Genomic DNA, 19,524 nt, shown 5'->3' with positions numbered 1-19,524 from the left:
CCTGTGGGAGCGGCTTTAGCCGCGAAGAGGCCAGTACCGCGGACTCAAAGCTTCGGCATCTGCCCGATCCGCGCCACCATCTCGCTCACCACTTGCAGGTCGAGCATGAACTGTTCCACGGTCTTGAACTCGTTGTCGTTGTGCCCGGTGTACTTCACATCCGGCATTGCCAGGCCGAACTGCACGCCGTTGGGCAGGTCGTGCACCGAGGTAGCGCCGGCCGAGGTACCGAATTCATGCTTCATACCCAGGTTTTCGCTGGCCACATCGAGCAGCGCCTTGACCCATTCGCCTTCGGGGTTGCGGAACATCGGCTCGTCAAGGCTGTAGTCGAAGGCCACCGAGGTGTGGCTCTGGCGGGTCCATTTGCCCAGTTTGTCGGCCAGCTGGTCCTTGATCACGGCCAGTGGCTTGCCTTTGGGGATGCGCAGGTTCACGGCCAGCTTGAGGCCCTTGTCGTCCACGCCGACGAAGGTCAGCGAGGTGGTCAGCGGGCCCATGAACGCGTCCTCGAAGCCGATGCCGAGCTTCTTGCCCAGGTAGTCCAGGCCCCAGTTGTCGGCGGCGTAGCGGGCGGCATCGGTGAAGTGGTTGTGCTTGAGCGGCACTTGCTGGCCCAGGCCATTGAGGAAGTCGAGCATGCGGGCCACCGGGTTGACGCCGGACTCTGGCTCCGAGGAGTGGGCAGAAACGCCGGTCACGGTAAGCAGCACGTTCTTGCCGTCGACCTTGGCATCGATGCTGAAGTCATTGCCATTACGCTTCACGTATTCAGCGCCGGCCTTCTCCAGGTGCTTGGCCAGTTCCGCCGGGTTATCCGCCACCAGGGTCGCCACCGACGTGGTCGGAATCTGGTTGGTCGCCAGGCCGCCGGTCAGGTTGACGATTTCCGCACCTTTGCCCGTGGCCGGGCGTTTGCTGAAGCTGGCCATGACCGTGCCGTAGCCTTTTTCGGCAATCACCACCGGGTAGCCGCCATCGAGTGCCAGGTTGTAGTCGGGGGTCGGGTTGCGCTCGAAGTAATAGGGGATGGCGTCGCCGCTGGTTTCTTCGGTGGTGTCGATCAGCAGCTTGAACTGCCGGGCCAGGGGCAGGTTTTCGTCCTTGGCGACTTTCAGCGCATACAGCGCAACGATGATGCCGTTCTTGTCATCCTCGGTGCCACGGCCGTACATGCGGTCGCCGACCAAGGTGACCTTGAACGGGTCGAGGCGGGTGCCGTCGGCCAGCTTCCAGTTGTCCGGATTGACCGGCACCACGTCAGCGTGGGCGTGGATGCCGACCACTTCCTTGCCTTCACCCAGCGAGATCTCGTAGACGCGGTTGTCGACATTGCGGAAGGCCAGGCCGAAGCTCTCGGCCAGCGTCTTGATCTTGTCGGCGATCTTCAGGAATTCGGGGTTTTCGTGCTGCGGCACGCCGTCGACGCTGAAAGTGGGGATGGCGACCAGCTCGCGCAGGTTTTCTGTGGCGGCCTTGGCGTACTTGATACGGGTGTACAGGCCGAGCAGGCGGTTGATTTCATTTTGTTGCTCGGCTGCGAGCGGCTTGCCGGCCAGGTAGGCGTCGAGCGTAGCTGCGAGGTTGTTGGCCTTGGCCAGGTCGCTGCCTTGGAGTTTACCGAGGAAATGCTTGAAGTCGGCCGGGTTGCTGCCGTCGAAAGCTTTGACGATGGCGGCAGACTGTTGCTGGGACAGGTTGGCCTGGGCCGGTTGGGTGAACAGGCCAATGCTGGCCAGCATCAGGGCGGTGGAGAGTTTTTTCAGGTGCATGAGCACGCATTCCTTCGCGAATCATTGTTATGGGATACCCGTCGGGACGGGAGGGGACCCACGCTAACATCAATGACCCATGGCACGGGAGTGCCAGAAACGCGACATGTCGCACAAATGAAAAAGCCCCGGGCATGCTCCCAGGGCTTTTCTGATATGGCGCACTCGGCGGGATTCGAACCCACGACCCCTGCCTTCGGAGGGCAGTACTCTATCCAGCTGAGCTACGAGTGCAACGCGCACGCATGATACCCATCTGATTCGGCGGCGTCCATCGCCTTGATCTATCGCTGTTTTCTCGCCTGGCCCTTGGCGGCTAAAGGCGCACCCACAGGTAGTGCGCTGTCTGTAGTAGCGGCTTTAGCCGCGAGAGAACCGGTACAGGCCGCGACAAATCCATCTATCCATATGCAATTTCAGTATTTCCTTAGCGGTTCTTATGTCCTCTACCCTCTGGTCACAACTTGTTATAACAAGTACTCGATCAGCGAAGAGAATCATGGCCGAACTGCTCCCCCTGTCCCCGGTACCGCTCTACACCCAGCTCAAGGAACTGCTGCGCGAGCGCATCCTCGACGGTACTTATCCACCGCATAGTCGCATGCCCTCGGAAAGCGAGCTGGGCAAGGCATTCGAGGTCAGCCGTATCACCGTGCGCCAGGCGTTGGGTGACCTGCAGAAAGAAGGGCTGATCTTCAAGATCCACGGCAAAGGCACCTTCGTCGCCAAACCCAAGGCGTTCCAGAACGTCAGCACCCTGCAGGGCCTGGGCGAGTCGATGACGCAGATGGGCTACGAGGTGCTCAACCGCCTGCGCAGCTTCCGTCATGTGCCGGCCAATGCCCTGGTCGCCGCGCGGCTGCAGGTCGAGGAGGGCAGCCTGGTTACCGAGATCCGCCGGGTACGCTTGATCAACCGCGAGCCGGTGTCGCTGGAGCTGACCTGGCTGCCCAAGGCGGTCGGCGAAAAGCTGGAAAAGGCCGACCTGGTCACCCGCGACATCTTCCTGCTGCTGGAAAACGACTGCGGCATTGCGCTGGGCCACGCCGACCTGGCCATTGACGCGGTGTTGGCAGACAGCGACCTGACCCAGGCGCTGGAGGTGGAAGAAGGCGCGCCGATCATGCGTATCGAACGCCTCACCCACGCCGCCGACGGCACGCCGCTGGACTTCGAACACCTGTATTACCGCGGCGATGCCTTCCAGTACCGCCTGCGCATCGACCGTCAGAAGGGGAGCAAGGCATGAGCATCGAGACCCAGGACTACGACATCATCGTCATCGGTGGCGGCACTGCCGGGCCGATGGCGGCGATCAAGGCCAAGGAGCACGACAAGCGCCTGCGCGTACTGCTGCTGGACAAGGCCAACGTCAAGCGCAGCGGCGCCATCAGCATGGGCATGGACGGCCTGAACAACGCCATCATTCCCGGCCATGCCACGCCCGAGCAGTACACCAAGGAAATCACCGTGGCCAACGACGGCATCGTCAACCAGGCCGCCGTGCATGCCTATGCCACCCACAGTTTCGAAACCATCGAGCAACTCGACCGCTGGGGCGTCAAGTTCGAGAAGGACGAGACTGGCGATTACGCGGTGAAGAAGGTCCACCACATGGGCGCCTATGTGCTGCCCATGCCTGAAGGTCACGACATCAAGAAAGTGCTCTATCGCCAGCTCAAGCGCGCCCGGGTCGAGATCAGTAACCGCATGGTATGCACCCGCGTGCTGCTCGACGCCGAAGGCGCGGCTGCCGGTGTCATGGGTTTTGATTGCCGCACTGGCGAGTTTCGCGTGGTACGGGCCAAGGCGGTGATCCTTGCCTGTGGCGCTGCCGGGCGCCTGGGCCTGCCATCCTCGGGGTACCTGATGGGCACCTACGAGAACCCGACCAATGCCGGCGACGGCTATGCCATGGCCTACCACGCTGGCGCCGAACTGGCCAACCTCGAGTGTTTCCAGATCAACCCGCTGATCAAGGACTACAACGGCCCGGCCTGCGCCTACGTCACCGGCCCCCTTGGTGGCTACACCGCCAACAGCAAGGGCGAACGCTTCATCGAGTGCGATTACTGGAGCGGGCAGATGATGTGGGAGTTCCACCAGGAGCTCGAAGGCGGCAACGGCCCGGTGTTCCTCAAGCTCGACCACCTGGCCGAAGAAACCATCCAGAACATCGAAGAGATCCTGCACAGCAATGAGCGCCCCAGCCGCGGCCAGTTCCATGCCGGGCGTGGCACCGACTACCGCCAGCACATGGTCGAGATGCATATCTCCGAGATCGGCTTCTGCTCGGGGCATTCGGCGTCGGGGGTGTGGGTCAACGAGAAGGCCGAGACCAGCGTCAAGGGCCTGTATGCCGCCGGTGACATGGCAGCAGTGCCGCACAACTACATGCTCGGTGCGTTTACCTACGGCTGGTTTGCCGGTGTGAACGCCGCAAAGTACGTGGCCGAGCGGGAATTGGCCGAGGTCGATGCCGGGCAGGTCGAACGCGAACGCACGCGGGTGTTCGCCCCGCTGCACCGTGAGCATGGCCTGCCGCCGGCGCAGGTCGAATACAAGTTGCGGCGCATGGTGAACGATTACCTGCAGCCGCCAAAGGTGACCAAGAAAATGGAAATCGGCCTGGCGCGCTTTGCCGAAATCGAACGTGATCTCGAACAGATGAAAGCCAGCAACCCGCATGAGCTGATGCGGGCGATGGAGGTCTCGGTGATCCGCGACTGTGCCGAGATGGCGGCGCGGGCCTCGCTGTTCCGTGAGGAGAGCCGCTGGGGCCTTTACCACCACCGCGTGGACTTCCCCGAGCGCAACGATGGCGAATGGTTCTGCCATTGCCATCTTAAAAAGGGCGAAGACGGCGAGATGACCAGCTTCAAGAAAGCCGTCGAACCTTACCTGATTGCGCTGGATGCCCAGGAACAGACTGCCTATGACCGGCTGCGGGTGAAAGCCGACGCTGCCTGAATGAAACAGAGGGCCGAAGGCCCCAAGGACCCCGTGAAATGGCCTACCAGCCCCAGGAAATCTTGTTCCGTAGCAGCGCCCCGGTCACCATCGACGAAGACAAGTGCATCGCCGAAAAAGGCTGCACCGTCTGTGTCGAGGTCTGCCCTATGGACCTGCTGGCGATCAACCCAGCCACGCAAAAGGCTTACATGGCATTCGACGAGTGCTGGTACTGCATGCCTTGCGAGAAAGACTGCCCCACCGGTGCGGTCAAGGTCGACATCCCGTACCTGCTGCGTTGACTCATCTGCGCCATCCGGGGAGCCACCGGACGCGCCCTCCTGCAATGCCCCTCGTTTCCCACCCCCAAGCCGGGCGGCGGAGACGATTCCAGCACTCAAAACGATTCGAGGGGAAACATCCATGCGCCTTGTAGCAACCGTGGCCGGCCTCGCGCTGGCGCTCACCGGGCTGAACGCCAGCGCCGAAACCATCCGCATCGCCATCGGCACCCAGGACACCACCATCAACTGCGCCACGGGCGGCCTGCTGATTCGCGAGCTGGGTCTGCTCGACAAGTACCTGCCGCACGATGGCAAGTACAAGGACGCCCACTACCAGGTCGAGTGGAAGAACTTTACCAGTGGTGCACCGCTGACCAACGAGATGGTCGCCGGCAAGCTCGACTTCGGCGCCATGGCTGATTTCCCCGGTTCGTTCAACGGCGTCGCGCACCTGGATGCCGGCAAGCGCAGCCTGTTCATCAGCGTGCTGTCGGGCAGTGTGCATGGCAGCGGCAACGGCATCGTCGTGCCAGCGGCATCCAAGGTGCAGTCGCTGGCAGAGCTCAAGGGCAAGACCATCTCCGTGCCGTTTGCCTCGACCGCCCACGGCATGCTGCTGCGCGCCGTGGCAGCCCAGGGCTGGGACCCGCAGAGCGACGTGCGGATCATCGCCCAGGCGCCGGAGATCGCCGGTTCCGCCTTGCGCAGCAACCGTATCGAAGCCCACGCCGACTTCGTACCGTTCGCCGAGCTGTTCCCCAATCGCGGCTTCGCCCGCAAGATCTACGACGGTGCCCAGGCCAACGCGCCGACGTTCCATGGCGCCCTGGTCGATGCTGACTACGCCAAGAAGTACCCGGAAGTGGTCACCGCCTATCTGCGCGCCAGCCTGGAAGCGGACCGCCTGATCGCGGCCGAACCGGAAAAGTACAGCGAGCTGATCGAAAAGGTCACCGGCATCGAGGCCGAGGTCAATTACCTGTTCCACGGCCCGCTTGGCCTGCAGACCCGAGACCTGACCTGGAAGCCTGAATACCGCCAGGCAGTGGCGACCTCCATCGACACGCTCAAGCTGTTGAAGAAGACCGATCGCGGTCTCGACACCGACCAGTTCATCGACGACCAGTACATCCGCACAGCCTTCAAGCAGGACGGCCTGGACTACGACAAGGCGCTGAATAACTACGCGCCGCTGCCACTCAAGGCCAACGACGCGCTCACGGGCAAACCGATCACCGACTTCAGCCGCCTGGCGCAGATCTGGGTGCGCGGTGAAGCCAAGGTGCGCCACTACGCCTCGCCGGAAGCCGCCCTCGGCGCCCTGGCTCAGCTGGAACAGGACGGCAAGGACATCCGCGCCATCTACGCCCAGGCTGCCGACAGCGGTATCAAGCTGCTGGCCAACCAGGCCTGGTTCGTGCGCAATGCCAAGGGCGAACTGGCCGCCTTCCTGCTCAAGGATCAGGCCGAGCAGTACGCCAAGGCCCATGGCGGCGAAGCGCTGGACTTTGTCAGCGCCAACCAGAAGCTGGTCGCCCAGCGCTGACCGGGAGGCATCGAGATGACCCGCGACCTCAAGCGCTGGCCCGTGCGCCTGGTTTCGCTGCTGGCCTGCCTGCTGTTCTGGCAGGCGGCGGCCAGTGTCAAGCTGGACCTTGGCCTGCTGACCTTCACCTATGTCCCCACGCCGCAGGCGGTGCTGAGTGCGGCTTGGCAGTTGCTGACCTCCAGCACGCTGCTGGCGCACCTGGGCAGCAGCCTGTCGCGGGTGTTTGCCGGTTATGCCGCTGCTGCGCTGCTAGGCGTGAGCCTGGGCCTGCTGATCGGCCGCTCGAAATGGGCAGAGGACACCTTGCTGCCGCCGCTCGAAGTGCTGCGGCCGATACCGGCGGTGGCGTGGATCCCGCTGGCAATCCTGATGTTCCCGTCGTCGGAGCTGTCGATGGTGTTCATCATCTTCACCGGCGCGCTGTTCCCCATCCTGCTCAACACCGTGCATGGCGCCGAGGCCGTCGACCCGCGCCTGGTGGCCTCGGCGCGCAGCCTCGGTGCCGGGCGTTGGGCAATCCTGCGCGAAGTGGTATTGCCTGGTGCGTTGCCGAGCATCGTCACCGGCCTTGCCATCGGCATGGGCACCTCGTGGTTCTGCCTGGTCACTGCCGAGATGATCGCCGGGCAGTTCGGCATCGGCTACTACACCTGGGAGTCATATACCTTGCAGAACTACCCGGACATCATCGTCGGCATGCTGCTGATCGGCGTACTGGGCATGGGCAGTAGCTCGCTGGTCAAACACTTGGGTGCGCTGGCCACGCCCTGGTACCGCACACGGAGGGCTGCCTGATGAACCCCTGTCAACAGGCGCCGGGGCGGATCGAGGGGCAGGGTCTGTCGATCCGTCTGGGGCAAGGCGGTGAGGCCTTCGAGGCGGTGCAGCGCCTGGACTTCGCTGTGGAGCCGGGGGAGTTCGTCTGCATCCTCGGGCCTTCCGGTTGCGGCAAGTCGACCTTACTCGGGGCCCTGGCCGGGCATCTGGTGCCCAGCAGTGGCCAGCTGAGCGTGGATGGCCAAGCCATCACCGGGCCCTCGCCGCAGCGCGGCATGGTATTCCAGCACCACACCTTGCTGCCGTGGCGCAGCGTGCTCGACAACGTCGCCTTTGGCCTGAAGATGCAAGGCCTGGGCAAGGCCGAACGCCGGCAACAGGCATACGACATGTTGCAACTGGTGGGCTTGGCGGACTTCGCCGAGCGCTGGCCCAGCCAGCTGTCCGGTGGCATGCAGCAGCGTGCCGAGATCGCCCGGGTGCTGATCAATCGCCCGCGCCTGCTGCTGATGGACGAGCCTTTCGGCGCCCTCGATGCGCAAACCCGTGCACGCATGCAGGAACTGCTGCTGGATATCTGGGCGCGTATTCGCACCACCGTGGTGTTCGTCACCCACGATATCGACGAAGCCTTGTTCCTGGCCGATCGCCTGCTGGTGATGAGCCCACGCCCCGGTCGCTTCATCGAGGACCTGCGCCTGGACTTTGCACGCCCGCGTCGTGCCGGCCTGCTGACCAGCGCTGAGTTCACCCACCTCAAACGCCATTGCCTGGCCTTGTTGCGCCATGAAGAAGGCCGCGAATTGCCGCGCCTGACGCCGCTCGGCCTGCCGACCACTGAACATCCACCGTTAAGGATTGCGCTATGACGGAACGAAGCACCGACAACCACGAAATTCTTGACCTGCTGCCACGCCTCGAAGCCGACGACGCGGGTGTGCGACGCATTGCCTTGATCGAACTTGCCGACCTGGAAGACCCCGATGGCTTGCCGTGGCTGACCGATGCGCTGTTGGTCGATGGCGCCGACGACGTGCGTGCCGAGGCCGCGCGGTTGCTGGAGGCCTGGGAAGAACCGGAAGTGGTACAGGCACTGTGCGCGGCGCTGGCTGATGGCGCCGAAGCGGTTCGCCTGGCTGCCGCGCAGAGCCTCAGCGAGTTGAAGACCCCGGAAGCCGGGCAACTGATTTTGCCGTGGACGACTCATGCCGATGCCTTTGTCCGCGCAAGTGCCTTGCGCGCCCTGCGCGAACTGCGCCTGGAGGACGCTGCCAAACCTGCGTTGCGGGCACTGGAAGACCAGGATGCGCTGGTGCGGCGCGAAGCGGTGGGGATCCTGGGTTGGCTCAAGCACGAGCCCGCGCTGCCTGCCTTGGCGAAACTGGCCGAGCACGAGCGCGACACCGAGGTCCGTCGCGCAGCGATTGGCGCCTTGGGGCTTGCGCGTGACGTCGCCGTATTGCCGGCGCTGGTTGGCGCATTGCGCGATCCCGCCTGGCAAGTACGCGAAGAGGCCGCGACGACGCTGGGCAAGGTTGGCCATGCCCAGGCGGGGCCCGCCTTGGTGGCGGCGCTAGGTGATGACTTCTGGCAAGTGCGTTTGCGCGCTGCCCGTTCACTGGGCCGCCTGCGTCACACCGAAGCGCTGGATGCCTTGGCCGCCCTGCTGGGCCATGCCATTGCCAACCTGCGCAAGGAGGCCGCGCTGGCGCTCGGCGAACTGGGCCAGTCCCGCGCCCTGCCGGCGTTGCAGGCGGCCGAATCGGACAGCGATCCGGAAGTGCGCAAGGCCGTGCGCATCGCCTTGGCGCAGCTGCGCGGGGCTGCTTGATGAACGGCCCCAGCGCAATCCGCAACCAACGCGAGGCGGGGCTGCTGAGTGTGCAGTGGCAGGACGCCGAGCAGGTCATCAGCCACGCGCGCTTGCGCGGTGCCTGCCCGTGTTCGCAATGCCGCGCCGCCCGCCTGCGCGGCGCTATTGGCGTGGTGGAGGACGATGTGCGAGTGGAGCACATCGAGCCGCAGGGCTACGGTGTGCAACTGGTGTTCAGTGATGGTCATGAGCGCGGCATTTATCCCTGGGCGTACCTGCATGCCCTGGGCTAGGCGGATGATGTTCAGGCCGAGCGCTGCCTCCTGGCAGCGCACCGGACCTACAAGGCAATCAGTTCGGGCCGCAACCCTTCCACTCGGCGCGCTGGCGGCGGCAGGTAGCCGCCGTCACCGGTGATCTGGTGCAGAACCTGCTCGCGCAATGCGTGCAGGGCCACACCGTTACGCAGGCGCGGGTGTGGCAAGTCGATTTCCACCACCGACTTGATCCGCCCAGGGCGCGGCTCCAGCACCACCACCCGGTCGGCAAGGTAGGTGGCTTCCTCGGCGTCGTGGGTCACCAGCAACGTGGTGATACCGGCACGTTCGCGAATGGCCAGCAGTTCGTCCTGCAGCTGCTGGCGGGTCAGTGCGTCAAGCGCGCCGAACGGCTCGTCGAGCAACAGGATGCGCGGGCTGGCCACCAGGCCACGGGCAATCGCTACACGCTGGGCCATACCGCCGGACAGCTGGTGCGGGTAGGCCGACTCGAAACCGACCAGGCCTACCAGTTGCACGAACTCGTGCACACGCCGGGCGCGCTCGCCCTGGGTCAGGTGTTCGTTGACCAGACCCAGGGCGATGTTCTGTTCAACCGTCAACCAGGGGAACAGCCGATGCTCCTGGAACACGATGCCGCGCTCGCCGCCGATGCCGCTGACCGCCTGGCCATCGATGCGGATGCTGCCGCTATGGTCTGTGTCCAGCCCGACCAGCAGGCGCAGCAGGGTCGACTTGCCGCAGCCCGAGGCGCCGACGATGGCGATGAACTCGCCTTCGTTGATGGCCAGGTTGAAGTTGCGGATGGCCTCGAACGGCTGGCCATCGACGCTGAAGACCTTGCCGACGCCTTCGAAGCTGACCAGCGGCGGCGTGGTGTCGGCCTGATTGGCCGCGTGCAGGTGTGAAGCATTGAAGGCATTCATGCGGTTCTCCAGCGCGTGGCGCGCGATTCGAGGCGTTGGCCGAGGGTGCCGAGCAGGGCGCCGACCAGGCCGATCAGGACCATTGCGGCCATCACCTGGTCCATGCGGAACAATTGCTGCGCGCCGATCATCAGGCTGGCGATGCCACCGTCCGAGGGCATGAAGTACTCAGCACCGATGGTGCCCAGCCAGGCGTAGATCAAGGACAGGCGCAAGCCGGCGAATATCGCCGGTGCGGCGCCGGGCAGCACCAGCAGGCGCAGGCGTTGCCACAGGTTCAGGCGTAGTGTGCGGGCCGCTTCGCCCAGTTGTGGCGAGAGGCTGGCGATGCCGCGCTGGGTGGCGATCAGCAGCGGGAAGAATGCCGCCAGGCCGACGAACACGTGCTTGGCCCCTTCGCCGAGGCCGAACCAGGCCGTGAGCAAGGGTACCCAGGCAAACAGCGCCACTTGCCGCAGGGCCGACAGGCTTGGCCCGAACAGGCGTTCGGCCTTTGGCGACAGCCCCAGCAGCAACCCGCTCAGCAAGCCTGCGCCGCCACCCAGGACCAGGCCGGTCAGGGTGCGCTGCAGGCTCAGCAGCATGGCTTCAGGCAGCGAGCCGTCGGCCAGCCCGCTGAACAGCGCGCGCAGCACATTCAGCGGCGAAGCGAGGATGTTCGGGTCGATCCAGCCCAAGCTATTGCTCGCCTGCCACAGCGCCAGCAAAGCCGCTGGCAGCAGCAGGCTTTGCCAGCCCCGTGGAATGGGCCCGCGCTGTTGTTCGCCGGTGGCCGGTTGAGGCCAGAACAGCAGGCGCTTCTCCAGGGTCGAGAAGCCGCGCTCCAGCAGTGCACCGACCAGACCGATCACCAGGATGCACAACAGCACCAGATCGAGCATGAACAGCTGCCTGCCCCAGACCATCAGGTAGCCGATGCCTTCGCTGGAGGCCAGCAATTCCACGGCGAGCAACGACGTCCAGCCGGTCGCCAGGGCCAGGCGCACCCCGGTGAGGAAGGCTGGCAGGGCCGCTGGCAGCAGCAGGCGCAGGAACAACAGGTGACGTGGCAGGCGCAGCACGGCGGCGGCTTCGCGCAGCTTCGGCTGCGCGTCGCGCACGCCGACCAGCGTATGCAGGGTGACCGGCACCACGACGGCTTTCACCAACACCACCAGCTTGAGCAGTTCGCCGATACCGAAGAACAGCATGAACAGCGGAATCCAGGCCAGGGTAGGGATTTGCGCCAAAGCCACGAAGGTTGGCAGTACCCAGGTCTGCGCGTGGCGTGAGGTACCCAGCCATGTGCCGAGCAGCAAGCCACAGCCGACGCCAGCCAACAGCCCCCAGAACAGCCGCTGCAGACTAATCCACAAGTGCCCCCAAAGCTCACCGGAGCCAAATTCCAGCGCGCTTTGCCACACCAGTGAGGGCGCCGGCAGGATCTGCTCGCTCATCCAGTGCTGCTGGCTCGCCACGCACCACAGCAGGGCAATGCAGACCGGCACTGCCCATGGCAACACGCGGCCCACGCGGGAGCCGCCATGCGGCGCGATAGCGGCGCGCAGTGGCCAGCGAAGCCAACCCCGCCCTTTGCTCAGAACTCCATTCATCGGCCATCTCTCGAAGCGTTCCAATGTTATTCACTTATGGAATTAAAAAATTTCACAAGCGATATTCAAGAGATAAGAGCATGCAAGCCATGCATGCGGAACCCCCCCGCCGTTGCGTTTTCCTCATATTTTCCATGCGTTTCCCGCAAGCCACCCTGCGCCCCGCATGAATCCTCGTTTATGTCTTTCCGTTACTGAAAAATGAAGTTTTGATCTTTGTAGGTTCTAACCAGACCTGCCTAGCTTCTGGCCAACGCGCCGGCCATCGCCGGTGGCAGCCTGCCAAGGAGCCTTGCCATGAAAACCCCGCTTCGCCACCTGATCACCGCACTCGGTCTGGCCTTTACCCTGGGCGCCCACGCAGCCGAGCCGGCCAGGCCGGAAAGCATCCGCATCGCGGTGCCCGACCTCAGCGCCGGCAGCAAGCACAGTGCGGGCGGTGTGGTCGACGTACTGCGCGACCAGCAACTGCTGGAAAAGGAATTTGCCAAAGACGGCATCCGTATCGACTGGCACTTCTTCAAGGGCGCAGGCCCCGTGGTCAACGAAGCCTTGGCCAATGGCCAGGCCGACTTCGCCTACCTGGGCGACCTGGCGGCGATCGTCGGCAAGGCCAACGGCCTCGATACCCGTGTGCTGTCGGCCGGGGTGCGTGGGGTGAAGAGCTATCTGGGCGTAGTGCCGGGGTCCGGCATCAAGTCCCTGCACGACCTCAAGGGCAAGCGCGTGGCGGTGTTCCGCGGCACCGCCAACCAGTTGTCGTTCGCCAGCGCGCTGGCCAGCCAGGGGTTGTCCGAGCGCGACCTGAAAGTGATCAACCTCGACTTCAACGCCGCCAACGCTGCGCTGGCTGCAAAACAGATCGATGCCACCTGGGGGCTTTCCAACCTGTTGTCGCTGCGTGAGCGCGGGCTGGTCGAGCTGCTTGTCAACTCCCGCGACCTGGCAGGCGCCGGCAGCACCCAGGCGGTGTTGCTCGGCACGGGCGATTTCATTCGCAAATACCCCGAGCTGGTGCAGCGCCTGGTCAATGCCCAGGAGCAGGCCACCAACTGGCTGCGCGACGAGCGTAACCGCGAGGCTTACGTCGAGCTGGTTGCGAGCAACGCCAACTGGCCACGCAGCATCCTCAGCGATGACCTGGCCAACGAAGACCTGGCCCATTACTTCGATCCTCGCCTGGACGCCGATTTCATAGCCCAGTTGCAGCAGGGCGTCGACCTGGCCGCCCGCGAGCGCCTGATCCGCCGTGGCTTCCAGGTTTCAGAGTGGGTCGAACCGCGTTTCCTCGATGCCGCACTGCAATCCCAACAGGCCTTGCAGGCCGCCCGCTGAACCCAAAAACCGACCATGACCGCAAGGACCACGACCATGAGCAATGCCGCACTAGCCTCAGCGCCACACGCCCTCGAACTCGACATCCAACCGGTTGCCGGCCGCATCGGCGCCGAAATCCGTGGGGTGAAGCTGTCCGCCGACCTCGATGCCGCCACCGTCGACGCCATCCAGGCGGCGCTGGTGAAGCACAAGGTGATTTTCTTCCGTGGCCAGACCCACCTGGACGACCAGGCCCAGGAAGGCTTCGCCAAGCTGCTCGGCGAGCCGGTCGCCCACCCCACCGTGCCAGTGGTGGACGGCACCAGCTACCTGCTGCAGCTGGACGGCGCCGAAGGCCAGCGGGCAAACTCCTGGCACACCGACGTAACCTTCGTCGAGGCCTACCCCAAGGCTTCGATCCTGCGCAGCGTGGTGGCGCCAGCTTCCGGCGGCGACACCGTCTGGGCCAACACGGCCGCAGCCTACCAGGAGTTGCCCGAGCCGCTGCGCGAGCTGGCTGACCAGCTGTGGGCGGTGCACAGCAACGAATATGACTATGCGAGCGTCAAGCCTGATGTCGACCCGGCCAAGCTTGAGCGTTATCGCAAGGTGTTCACCTCGACCGTCTACGAGACCGAGCACCCGGTGGTGCGGGTGCACCCGATCAGTGGTGAACGGGCGTTGCAACTGGGCCATTTCGTCAAGCGCATCAAAGGGTATTCGCTGGCGGACTCGCAGCACCTGTTCGCGGTGCTGCAGGGGCATGTGACGCGGTTGGAGAACACCGTGCGCTGGCGCTGGGAGGCGGGGGATGTGGCGATCTGGGATAACCGTGCCACGCAGCATTATGCGGTGGATGACTACGGCACCCAGCCGCGGGTGGTGCGGCGGGTGACCTTGGCCGGTGAAGTGCCGGTGGGGGTTGATGGCCAGTTGAGCCGGACCACGCGTAAAGGCTGATATCGCCGGGGCCGCTTTGCGGCCCTTTCGCGACACAAGGCCGCTCCCACAAAAAGCACGGCGTACGCCAATCAAATGTGGGAGCGGCCTCGTGTCGCGAAACGGGGGCGAAGCCCCCGCCAGCTACACCTCGGTATCACAGGCAATCAACTGCCTGACCAACCCCTGCGCCAACGGCGACAAGCCATACCCCACCCGGCTCACCACCCCATAGCGGGTATAGAACGCCTCTTCCTGCTCCGCTGCCAGGTCCACCAGTTTCAACGCCACCAGCCCCCGCTCCATCTGGTAAGGCCGCAAGTTGGCATTGCAGGCAATGCCAATGGTGTCCGATTGCATCACCACGTTCAGCAGGGCGTACCCATGCTCGCATTCCACCGTTGGCAGAAAGTCCTGGCGGCCGCTCAGGTCGCTGAGGATCTTGCGGATGTTTGGCGGCCGGAAAGTGGTGGCCAGCGGGTAGTCGAATACGTCCCGCGCACGCACTTCAGCCTGCTCGGTCAGCGGGTGCCCGGCCCGACAGCAGAAATGCCAGCGCTGCGGTGCCAGCTTGTGCACGCGGTAATCTGGGTCGGACTCGAACTGGCGCGTATCGGCAACGAAGAATTCGATCTCCTCGGCGATCAGCCTGCGGTTCAGCGCCTGCCAGTTATCCACCTGGAAGCAGGTGCGCGCTGCCGGGTACTCGGCCACGAAGCGCGCCACGGCCTTTGGCACCAGGCCGCCAGCCGGTGCCGGGCCGGAGCCGAAGCGCACCACGCCGGTGGTGGCGCCATTGAACTGGTGAATCTCGTTGACCAGATTATGCGCGCCATGCACCAGGCGCCGCGAATGCTCCAGCACCAGCAAACCCTGTCGAGTGGGTGAAAGCTCTTTGCTGGCACGGTCGACCAGACGACAGCCGATGTTGTGCTCCAGGGTCTGGATGCTGCGGCTGAAGGCCGATTGCGACAGATTCACCGCAGCCGCCGCAGCGACGAAACTGCGGTGCTCGACAAGGGCGATGAAGTGGCGGAGCTGGCGTAGGTCGATATGCATTTTCTACATGAAAACTTTCGGTCGAATGCAATTGATGAAGAGGGTCAGCCCCCTTATAAAGGGAGTCACTTATTCCACAAAATATGATTTACAAATATTTATATCTCTTAAAAGAATATAAGCCCAACTGACCGCGATTCGGTTCCGCCAACGGAAATGCTCGCCCAGGGCCGCAGCCTCAAGGAGCATTTGTATGTCTGGACTTTTCCGTTGGCCTGCGCGCGCGTCGCGCTTTACCTTGCAACCCTTGGCCGCCGGCGTGTTGCTGGCAGCATCCAACGGCAGCTTTGCCGAAGAACCCGTCAGCACCACGCCGGCCGTGGAGCAGGAAGCCAAGCTCGGCACGGTCACGGTCAATGCCCGCCGCCGCGAGGAAACCGCGCAGAGCGTGCCCACGCCCATCAGTGTGCTCAGCAGCGAAACCCTGGAAACCCAGCGCATCTACCGTGTGCAGGATCTGCAACAGCTGGTGCCCAGCACCAATGTCGCCTATGTGCATGCGCGGCAGTCGAGCATCTCGATTCGTGGCCTGGGCAACAACCCGGCCAGCGATGGCCTGGAAGGCAGCGTCGGCATCTATCTGGACAACGTCTACCTCGGGCGGCCGGGCATGGCGGTGTTCGACCTGCTCGATGTCGACCAGCTGGAAGTGCTGCGCGGCCCGCAGGGTACGCTGTTCGGCAAGAACACCACGGCGGGGGTGCTGAACATCACCACGCGCAAACCGACCTTCCACCCCGAGGGCAGCATTCAGCAATCGATTGGCGAGGACGGCTACCTGCAGACCCAGGGCAGTTACTCCGGGCCGATCACCGAGACGCTGGCCGGGCGCATCAGTGCCTACCACACCGAAGACGATGGTTATGTAAAGAACATCCACAACGGCGACGAGCTCAACGGTGGCAAACGCCAGGGCTTTCGTACCCAGCTGCTGTTCAAGCCGAGCGAAAGCTTCAACCTGCGCTGGATCGGTGAGTACAACGAAGAGGATTCCAACAACGGCATCCTCAGCCTCTACAGCACCGGGCCGACCATCAATGGCGTCAACCGCTACGAAAGCCTGGCCGCCCAGGCTGGGGCGACACTGGTATCGGGCAAGGACCGCAAGGTCAACTTCGATGCCGACCAACAGGTGACGGTGTTCCAGGGCGGTACCTCGGTCGAGGCCAACTGGACCCTGCCCAACGACTTCACCCTGACTTCGATCAGCGCCTACCGCTGGTGGGACTTCACCCCGCGTAATGACGACGGCCTCAATGTGCCGGTGTTCTACAGCGCTGGGGTGTCGGTACGCGACAAGCAGTATTCCCAGGAAATCCGCCTGGCGTCGCCCACCGGTGGCGTCTTCGACTATGTGCTCGGCGCGTACTACTTCAAGCAGGACCTGGACAACAAGTCCTTCACCTATTACGGCCCCCAGGCGGACATCTGGAACATCACCCCGGCCGGCGCCCTGGCCAACGTCAATACCATCGGCAATGGCCATATCGATACCGACAGCTACGCGCTGTTCGCCCAGGGCACCTGGCACCTTACCGATCGCCTGGACTTCACCGCCGGTATCCGCGGCACCTACGAGGAAAAGAGCGCCTGGGTGACCCGCGACGCGCCAACCGGTGGTGCTGCCGTAACCGGTGCGGCCGCCGCTGCGCGCCAGGGCAGGGTGGGGGCGTACGATTCGGGCGACCTCAACCAGTACAGCTTCAGCCCTTCCGGGCTGCTGGGGCTGAGCTATCGCTTCAACGAGCAATTGCTCGGCTACGCCACCCTGACCCACGGCGAGAAGTCTGGTGGCGTCAACCTCACCGTCGGCGCCGCGCCGCGCCTGGGCACCGACTCCTTGCTGGTCGGCACCGAGCGGGCCAACAACGCCGAGTTGGGCCTCAAGAGCACGCTGTTCGATAACCGCCTGCAGCTCAACACCAACCTGTTCTGGACCGAGGTGCATGGCTACCAGGCCAACGTCTACGACCAGATCAACCGCGTGCAGTACCTGGCCAACGCAGGCAGCGTGCGCTCGCGCGGCCTGGAGTTCGAAGCCACGGCGCTGCCGATCAAAGGCCTGACGGTGAACTTCAACGGCTCGTGGAACGACGTCCGCTACCTGAAGTACGACGACGCACCGTGCCCGCCGGAAGTGAGCCTGGCCAATGCCACGGCCACCTGCGACCTGTCTGGCCACCAGGTGGTCGGCGCCTCCAAGTACATCGCCAACCTCAACGGCGAATACAAGTGGCAGGCCAGCCAGCACGTCGAACCCTACGTCACCGCCAGCTACGCATTCCGCTCGCGGGCGGTGGGCACCATCGACGATTCCGACTTCGGCCAGATCCCCAGCTACGCGCTGGTCAACCTCTCCGCCGGTGTGCGCCTGGACCAGGGCGACGGCGTGGTCGACCTGTCGCTGTGGGTGAAGAACGCCGGCGACAAGACCTATTTCACCAGCCTGTGGAACTCCGCCAACGGTGGGTACGCCGGCGTGCTCGGTACCCCGCGCACCTTCGGCGCCACCGCCCGTTACGACTTTTGAGTAAAAAGGAGCTTTGCCATGAACGCCAAGACTGAAACCCCAGTACTGCCCGAAGGCGCCTGCCTTACTGCCAAGGTCCCCGAGCGCACCGAGGCGCTGCTCGGCGATGTGGTGGTCAACCCGTACCGCCTGGCGCCGCTGACCGCGATCATCCGCGACGGTGGGCGCAGCCTGAGCGCCGCCCATGTGCGGGTGCGCGGCAAGGGCGAGCGCGGCGTGGACATTGCCTACGAGGTGTCCGAGCGCTCGCTGTGGACCTATGGCGGTATCCCGGTATTCGGCCTGTACCCGGACTACGTCAACCAGGTGGAAGTGACCTACAAGCTCGACGGCGAGCGCATCCGCGAGCAGTACCAGATCTATGCTCCGGCCGTGCGCCTGCCAGTGGTGGCGAAGCAGACCGCCGCGCTGCCGGAGGTCGAACCGGTCAAGGTGGCGCCAGGCTTCGAGCAGCGCCTGTACCTGTTCAACCACCTGCAAGGTGACATTCCCGGTGGCCGTGCCTTCAAGTGGAACGGCCTGGGCGGCGCCGCGGAATGGGACCAGGTCGGCAACAACTGGATCTCCGACAGCAACGGTGACGTGCGTTGGTACCTGGACATCGAGCAGATCCACGACTCCAACCGCCGCGACGGCCTGGGCGGGACCATGGGCTTCCAGCAGACCCGCGACGGCAAGCTGATCTGGGGGCAGGGCCAGACCTATTCCAAGTTCGACCTGCTGGGCCGGCGTATCTGGCAGCGCAACCTGCCGGACAAGTTTGCCGACTTCTCCCACGAGATCCGCGAAACCGCCAACGGCACCTACCTGCTGCGCGTCGGCACCAGTGATTATCGGCGCCCGGACGGCAAGCGGGTGCGTTCGATACGAGACCACATCATCGAGGTCAACGAAGCCGGCGACGTGCAGGACTTCTGGGACCTGAACCAGATTCTCGACCCCTACCGCGGCGACTTGCTGGAAACCTTGGGCAAGGCGGCGATCCAGCTGCCAGAAGGTGTACAGAAGCAGGACGACCGCCTGGCCAACGAACTGGCCGAAGGCGACTTGCCGTTCGGTGATACCCCAGGCGTGGGCACCGGGCGCAACTGGGCCCATGTCAATGCCATTGACTACGACGCCGATGACGACAGCATTATCGTTTCAGCTCGCCATCAAGGGGTGGTGAAGATCGGTCGGGACAAGCAGGTGAAGTGGATTCTGGCTTCACCACAGGGCTGGCCGCAGCGCCTGCGCGAGAAGGTGCTGACCCCCATCCAGAGCGAAGGCTTCGACTGGTCCTGGACCCAGCACACCGCTTGGCTCACTGGCAAAGGCACGCTGACCGTGTTCGACAACGGCTGGGGGCGTGACTTTGCGCCCACCAAGCTCAGTGGCAACTACAGCCGGGCGGTGGAGTACAGGATCGATGAAGCCAAGGGCACGGTCGAGCAAGTCTGGGAATACGGCAAGGAGCGTGGCGACGAATGGTACAGCCCGGTGACCTCGGTGGTGGCCTACCGGCCAGAGACCGATACCCAGTTCATCTATTCGGCTTCGGTCAACTTCCTCACGCCCGAGAAGCTGACCACCACGGTGCTCAATGAAGTGCGTCGAGGGACCCAGGAGGTATTGGTGGAACTCAAGGTGCACAGCCGCCAGCCGGGTTCCGTTGGCTACCGGGCTCTGGTGATCGACCTGGCCAAGGCGTTCTGACTTTGGTTGGCCTGACGTAGTTTTTGTATGGGTGCATAGAT

16 protein-coding genes and 1 tRNA gene are annotated in these 19,524 nt (G+C 64.0%); 12 read left to right on the top strand and 5 right to left on the bottom strand.

Going from position 1 to position 19,524, the window contains the following annotated elements; genetic code table 11:
* Positions 1–44: 44 nt before the first annotated feature.
* Entirely contained in the window at positions 45–1,772 is a 1,728-nt protein-coding gene (locus APH33_RS21505) for a dipeptidase (protein ID WP_054887079.1), read from the bottom strand.
* A gap of 157 nt (positions 1,773–1,929) precedes the next feature.
* Positions 1,930–2,006: transfer RNA gene (locus tag APH33_RS21500), tRNA-Arg, on the bottom strand.
* 265 nt (positions 2,007–2,271) lie between these two features.
* Here APH33_RS21500 and APH33_RS21495 point away from each other — a divergent pair.
* The 8 genes from APH33_RS21495 (at position 2,272) to APH33_RS21460 (ending at position 9,440) form a co-directional block, all read left to right on the top strand.
* On the top strand, positions 2,272–3,021 hold the full coding sequence (locus tag APH33_RS21495) for a GntR family transcriptional regulator (protein WP_054887078.1): 750 nt from the start codon (positions 2,272–2,274) through the stop codon (positions 3,019–3,021).
* Entirely contained in the window at positions 3,018–4,742 is a 1,725-nt protein-coding gene (locus APH33_RS21490; protein WP_054887077.1) for a fumarate reductase/succinate dehydrogenase flavoprotein subunit, read from the top strand. The genes APH33_RS21495 and APH33_RS21490 overlap by 4 nt, the downstream gene beginning before the upstream one ends.
* 38 nt (positions 4,743–4,780) lie before the next feature.
* Positions 4,781–5,026 carry a ferredoxin family protein gene (locus tag APH33_RS21485; RefSeq protein ID WP_054887076.1) on the top strand — a complete coding sequence of 82 codons (246 nt, stop codon included), beginning with the start codon at positions 4,781–4,783 and terminating at the stop codon, positions 5,024–5,026.
* 121 nt (positions 5,027–5,147) lie between these two features.
* The gene (locus APH33_RS21480) at positions 5,148–6,554 is read left to right on the top strand and encodes an ABC transporter substrate-binding protein (RefSeq protein ID WP_054887075.1); all 1,407 of its coding nucleotides are present in this window, start codon (positions 5,148–5,150) and stop codon (positions 6,552–6,554) included.
* Between the two features lie 15 nt (positions 6,555–6,569).
* A complete protein-coding gene (locus APH33_RS21475; RefSeq protein ID WP_054887074.1) occupies positions 6,570–7,352 on the top strand; it encodes an ABC transporter permease in 783 nt (260 codons plus the stop codon).
* The gene (locus APH33_RS21470; protein WP_054887073.1) at positions 7,352–8,203 is read left to right on the top strand and encodes an ABC transporter ATP-binding protein; all 852 of its coding nucleotides are present in this window, start codon (positions 7,352–7,354) and stop codon (positions 8,201–8,203) included. The genes APH33_RS21475 and APH33_RS21470 overlap by 1 nt, the downstream gene beginning before the upstream one ends.
* Positions 8,200–9,165 (top strand): HEAT repeat domain-containing protein, encoded by a 966-nt coding sequence (locus APH33_RS21465; protein WP_054887072.1) that lies wholly within the window; start codon positions 8,200–8,202, stop codon positions 9,163–9,165. Before APH33_RS21470 ends, APH33_RS21465 begins: the two co-directional genes overlap by 4 nt.
* Positions 9,165–9,440 (top strand): gamma-butyrobetaine hydroxylase-like domain-containing protein, encoded by a 276-nt coding sequence (locus APH33_RS21460; protein ID WP_054887071.1) that lies wholly within the window; start codon positions 9,165–9,167, stop codon positions 9,438–9,440. Before APH33_RS21465 ends, APH33_RS21460 begins: the two co-directional genes overlap by 1 nt.
* A gap of 47 nt (positions 9,441–9,487) precedes the next feature.
* Here the strand turns inward: APH33_RS21460 and APH33_RS21455 are convergent, their stop codons facing one another.
* Both APH33_RS21455 and APH33_RS21450 read right to left on the bottom strand, forming a co-directional pair.
* Positions 9,488–10,351, bottom strand: a complete 864-nt coding sequence (locus tag APH33_RS21455; protein ID WP_054887070.1) for an ABC transporter ATP-binding protein — start codon at positions 10,349–10,351, stop codon at positions 9,488–9,490.
* The gene (locus tag APH33_RS21450) at positions 10,348–11,943 is read right to left on the bottom strand and encodes an ABC transporter permease (RefSeq protein WP_256218708.1); all 1,596 of its coding nucleotides are present in this window, start codon (positions 11,941–11,943) and stop codon (positions 10,348–10,350) included. The genes APH33_RS21455 and APH33_RS21450 overlap by 4 nt, the downstream gene beginning before the upstream one ends.
* 297 nt (positions 11,944–12,240) lie before the next feature.
* Here APH33_RS21450 and APH33_RS21445 point away from each other — a divergent pair, with 297 nt between their 5' ends.
* The gene (locus APH33_RS21445; RefSeq protein WP_054887069.1) at positions 12,241–13,278 is read left to right on the top strand and encodes an ABC transporter substrate-binding protein; all 1,038 of its coding nucleotides are present in this window, start codon (positions 12,241–12,243) and stop codon (positions 13,276–13,278) included.
* A 36-nt stretch (positions 13,279–13,314) separates the two neighbouring features.
* On the top strand, positions 13,315–14,220 hold the full coding sequence (locus APH33_RS21440; RefSeq protein WP_054887068.1) for a TauD/TfdA family dioxygenase: 906 nt from the start codon (positions 13,315–13,317) through the stop codon (positions 14,218–14,220).
* A 123-nt stretch (positions 14,221–14,343) separates the two neighbouring features.
* On the opposite strand, the gene APH33_RS21435 is transcribed toward APH33_RS21440, so the two are convergent.
* Entirely contained in the window at positions 14,344–15,258 is a 915-nt protein-coding gene (locus APH33_RS21435; RefSeq protein ID WP_054887067.1) for a LysR family transcriptional regulator, read from the bottom strand.
* Positions 15,259–15,451: 193 nt separating this feature from the next.
* On the opposite strand from APH33_RS21435, the gene APH33_RS21430 reads away from it, so the two are divergent.
* Positions 15,452–17,788: a TonB-dependent receptor gene (locus APH33_RS21430; protein ID WP_054887066.1), complete on the top strand. Its 2,337-nt coding sequence runs from the start codon at positions 15,452–15,454 to the stop codon at positions 17,786–17,788.
* 18 nt (positions 17,789–17,806) lie between these two features.
* Positions 17,807–19,483 (top strand): aryl-sulfate sulfotransferase, encoded by a 1,677-nt coding sequence (locus APH33_RS21425; protein WP_054887065.1) that lies wholly within the window; start codon positions 17,807–17,809, stop codon positions 19,481–19,483.
* Positions 19,484–19,524: the final 41 nt, after the last annotated feature.

Origin of the sequence: Pseudomonas sp. NBRC 111130, from assembly GCF_001320485.1 — a bacterium.
Classification (GTDB): domain Bacteria; phylum Pseudomonadota; class Gammaproteobacteria; order Pseudomonadales; family Pseudomonadaceae; genus Aquipseudomonas; species Aquipseudomonas vlassakiae.
The sequence above is the reverse complement of the archived record's forward strand: the minus strand, read 5'-3'. Positions and strand labels throughout refer to the sequence as shown.

What these genes read in the sequence shown, in the direction of transcription:
- APH33_RS21475 (WP_054887074.1), top strand. Translation starts at nt 6,570, where the DNA reads ATGACCCGCGACCTCAAGCGCTGGCCCGTGCGCCTGGTTTCGCTGCTG.
- APH33_RS21435 (WP_054887067.1), bottom strand. Translation starts at nt 15,258, where the DNA reads ATGCATATCGACCTACGCCAGCTCCGCCACTTCATCGCCCTTGTCGAG.
- APH33_RS21480 (WP_054887075.1), top strand. Translation starts at nt 5,148, where the DNA reads ATGCGCCTTGTAGCAACCGTGGCCGGCCTCGCGCTGGCGCTCACCGGG.
- APH33_RS21440 (WP_054887068.1), top strand. Translation starts at nt 13,315, where the DNA reads ATGAGCAATGCCGCACTAGCCTCAGCGCCACACGCCCTCGAACTCGAC.
- APH33_RS21490 (WP_054887077.1), top strand. Translation starts at nt 3,018, where the DNA reads ATGAGCATCGAGACCCAGGACTACGACATCATCGTCATCGGTGGCGGC.
- APH33_RS21460 (WP_054887071.1), top strand. Translation starts at nt 9,165, where the DNA reads ATGAACGGCCCCAGCGCAATCCGCAACCAACGCGAGGCGGGGCTGCTG.
- APH33_RS21425 (WP_054887065.1), top strand. Translation starts at nt 17,807, where the DNA reads ATGAACGCCAAGACTGAAACCCCAGTACTGCCCGAAGGCGCCTGCCTT.
- APH33_RS21505 (WP_054887079.1), bottom strand. Translation starts at nt 1,772, where the DNA reads ATGCACCTGAAAAAACTCTCCACCGCCCTGATGCTGGCCAGCATTGGC.
- APH33_RS21465 (WP_054887072.1), top strand. Translation starts at nt 8,200, where the DNA reads ATGACGGAACGAAGCACCGACAACCACGAAATTCTTGACCTGCTGCCA.
- APH33_RS21450 (WP_256218708.1), bottom strand. Translation starts at nt 11,943, where the DNA reads ATGAATGGAGTTCTGAGCAAAGGGCGGGGTTGGCTTCGCTGGCCACTG.
- APH33_RS21445 (WP_054887069.1), top strand. Translation starts at nt 12,241, where the DNA reads ATGAAAACCCCGCTTCGCCACCTGATCACCGCACTCGGTCTGGCCTTT.
- APH33_RS21430 (WP_054887066.1), top strand. Translation starts at nt 15,452, where the DNA reads ATGTCTGGACTTTTCCGTTGGCCTGCGCGCGCGTCGCGCTTTACCTTG.
- APH33_RS21495 (WP_054887078.1), top strand. Translation starts at nt 2,272, where the DNA reads ATGGCCGAACTGCTCCCCCTGTCCCCGGTACCGCTCTACACCCAGCTC.
- APH33_RS21470 (WP_054887073.1), top strand. Translation starts at nt 7,352, where the DNA reads ATGAACCCCTGTCAACAGGCGCCGGGGCGGATCGAGGGGCAGGGTCTG.
- APH33_RS21455 (WP_054887070.1), bottom strand. Translation starts at nt 10,351, where the DNA reads ATGAATGCCTTCAATGCTTCACACCTGCACGCGGCCAATCAGGCCGAC.
- APH33_RS21485 (WP_054887076.1), top strand. Translation starts at nt 4,781, where the DNA reads ATGGCCTACCAGCCCCAGGAAATCTTGTTCCGTAGCAGCGCCCCGGTC.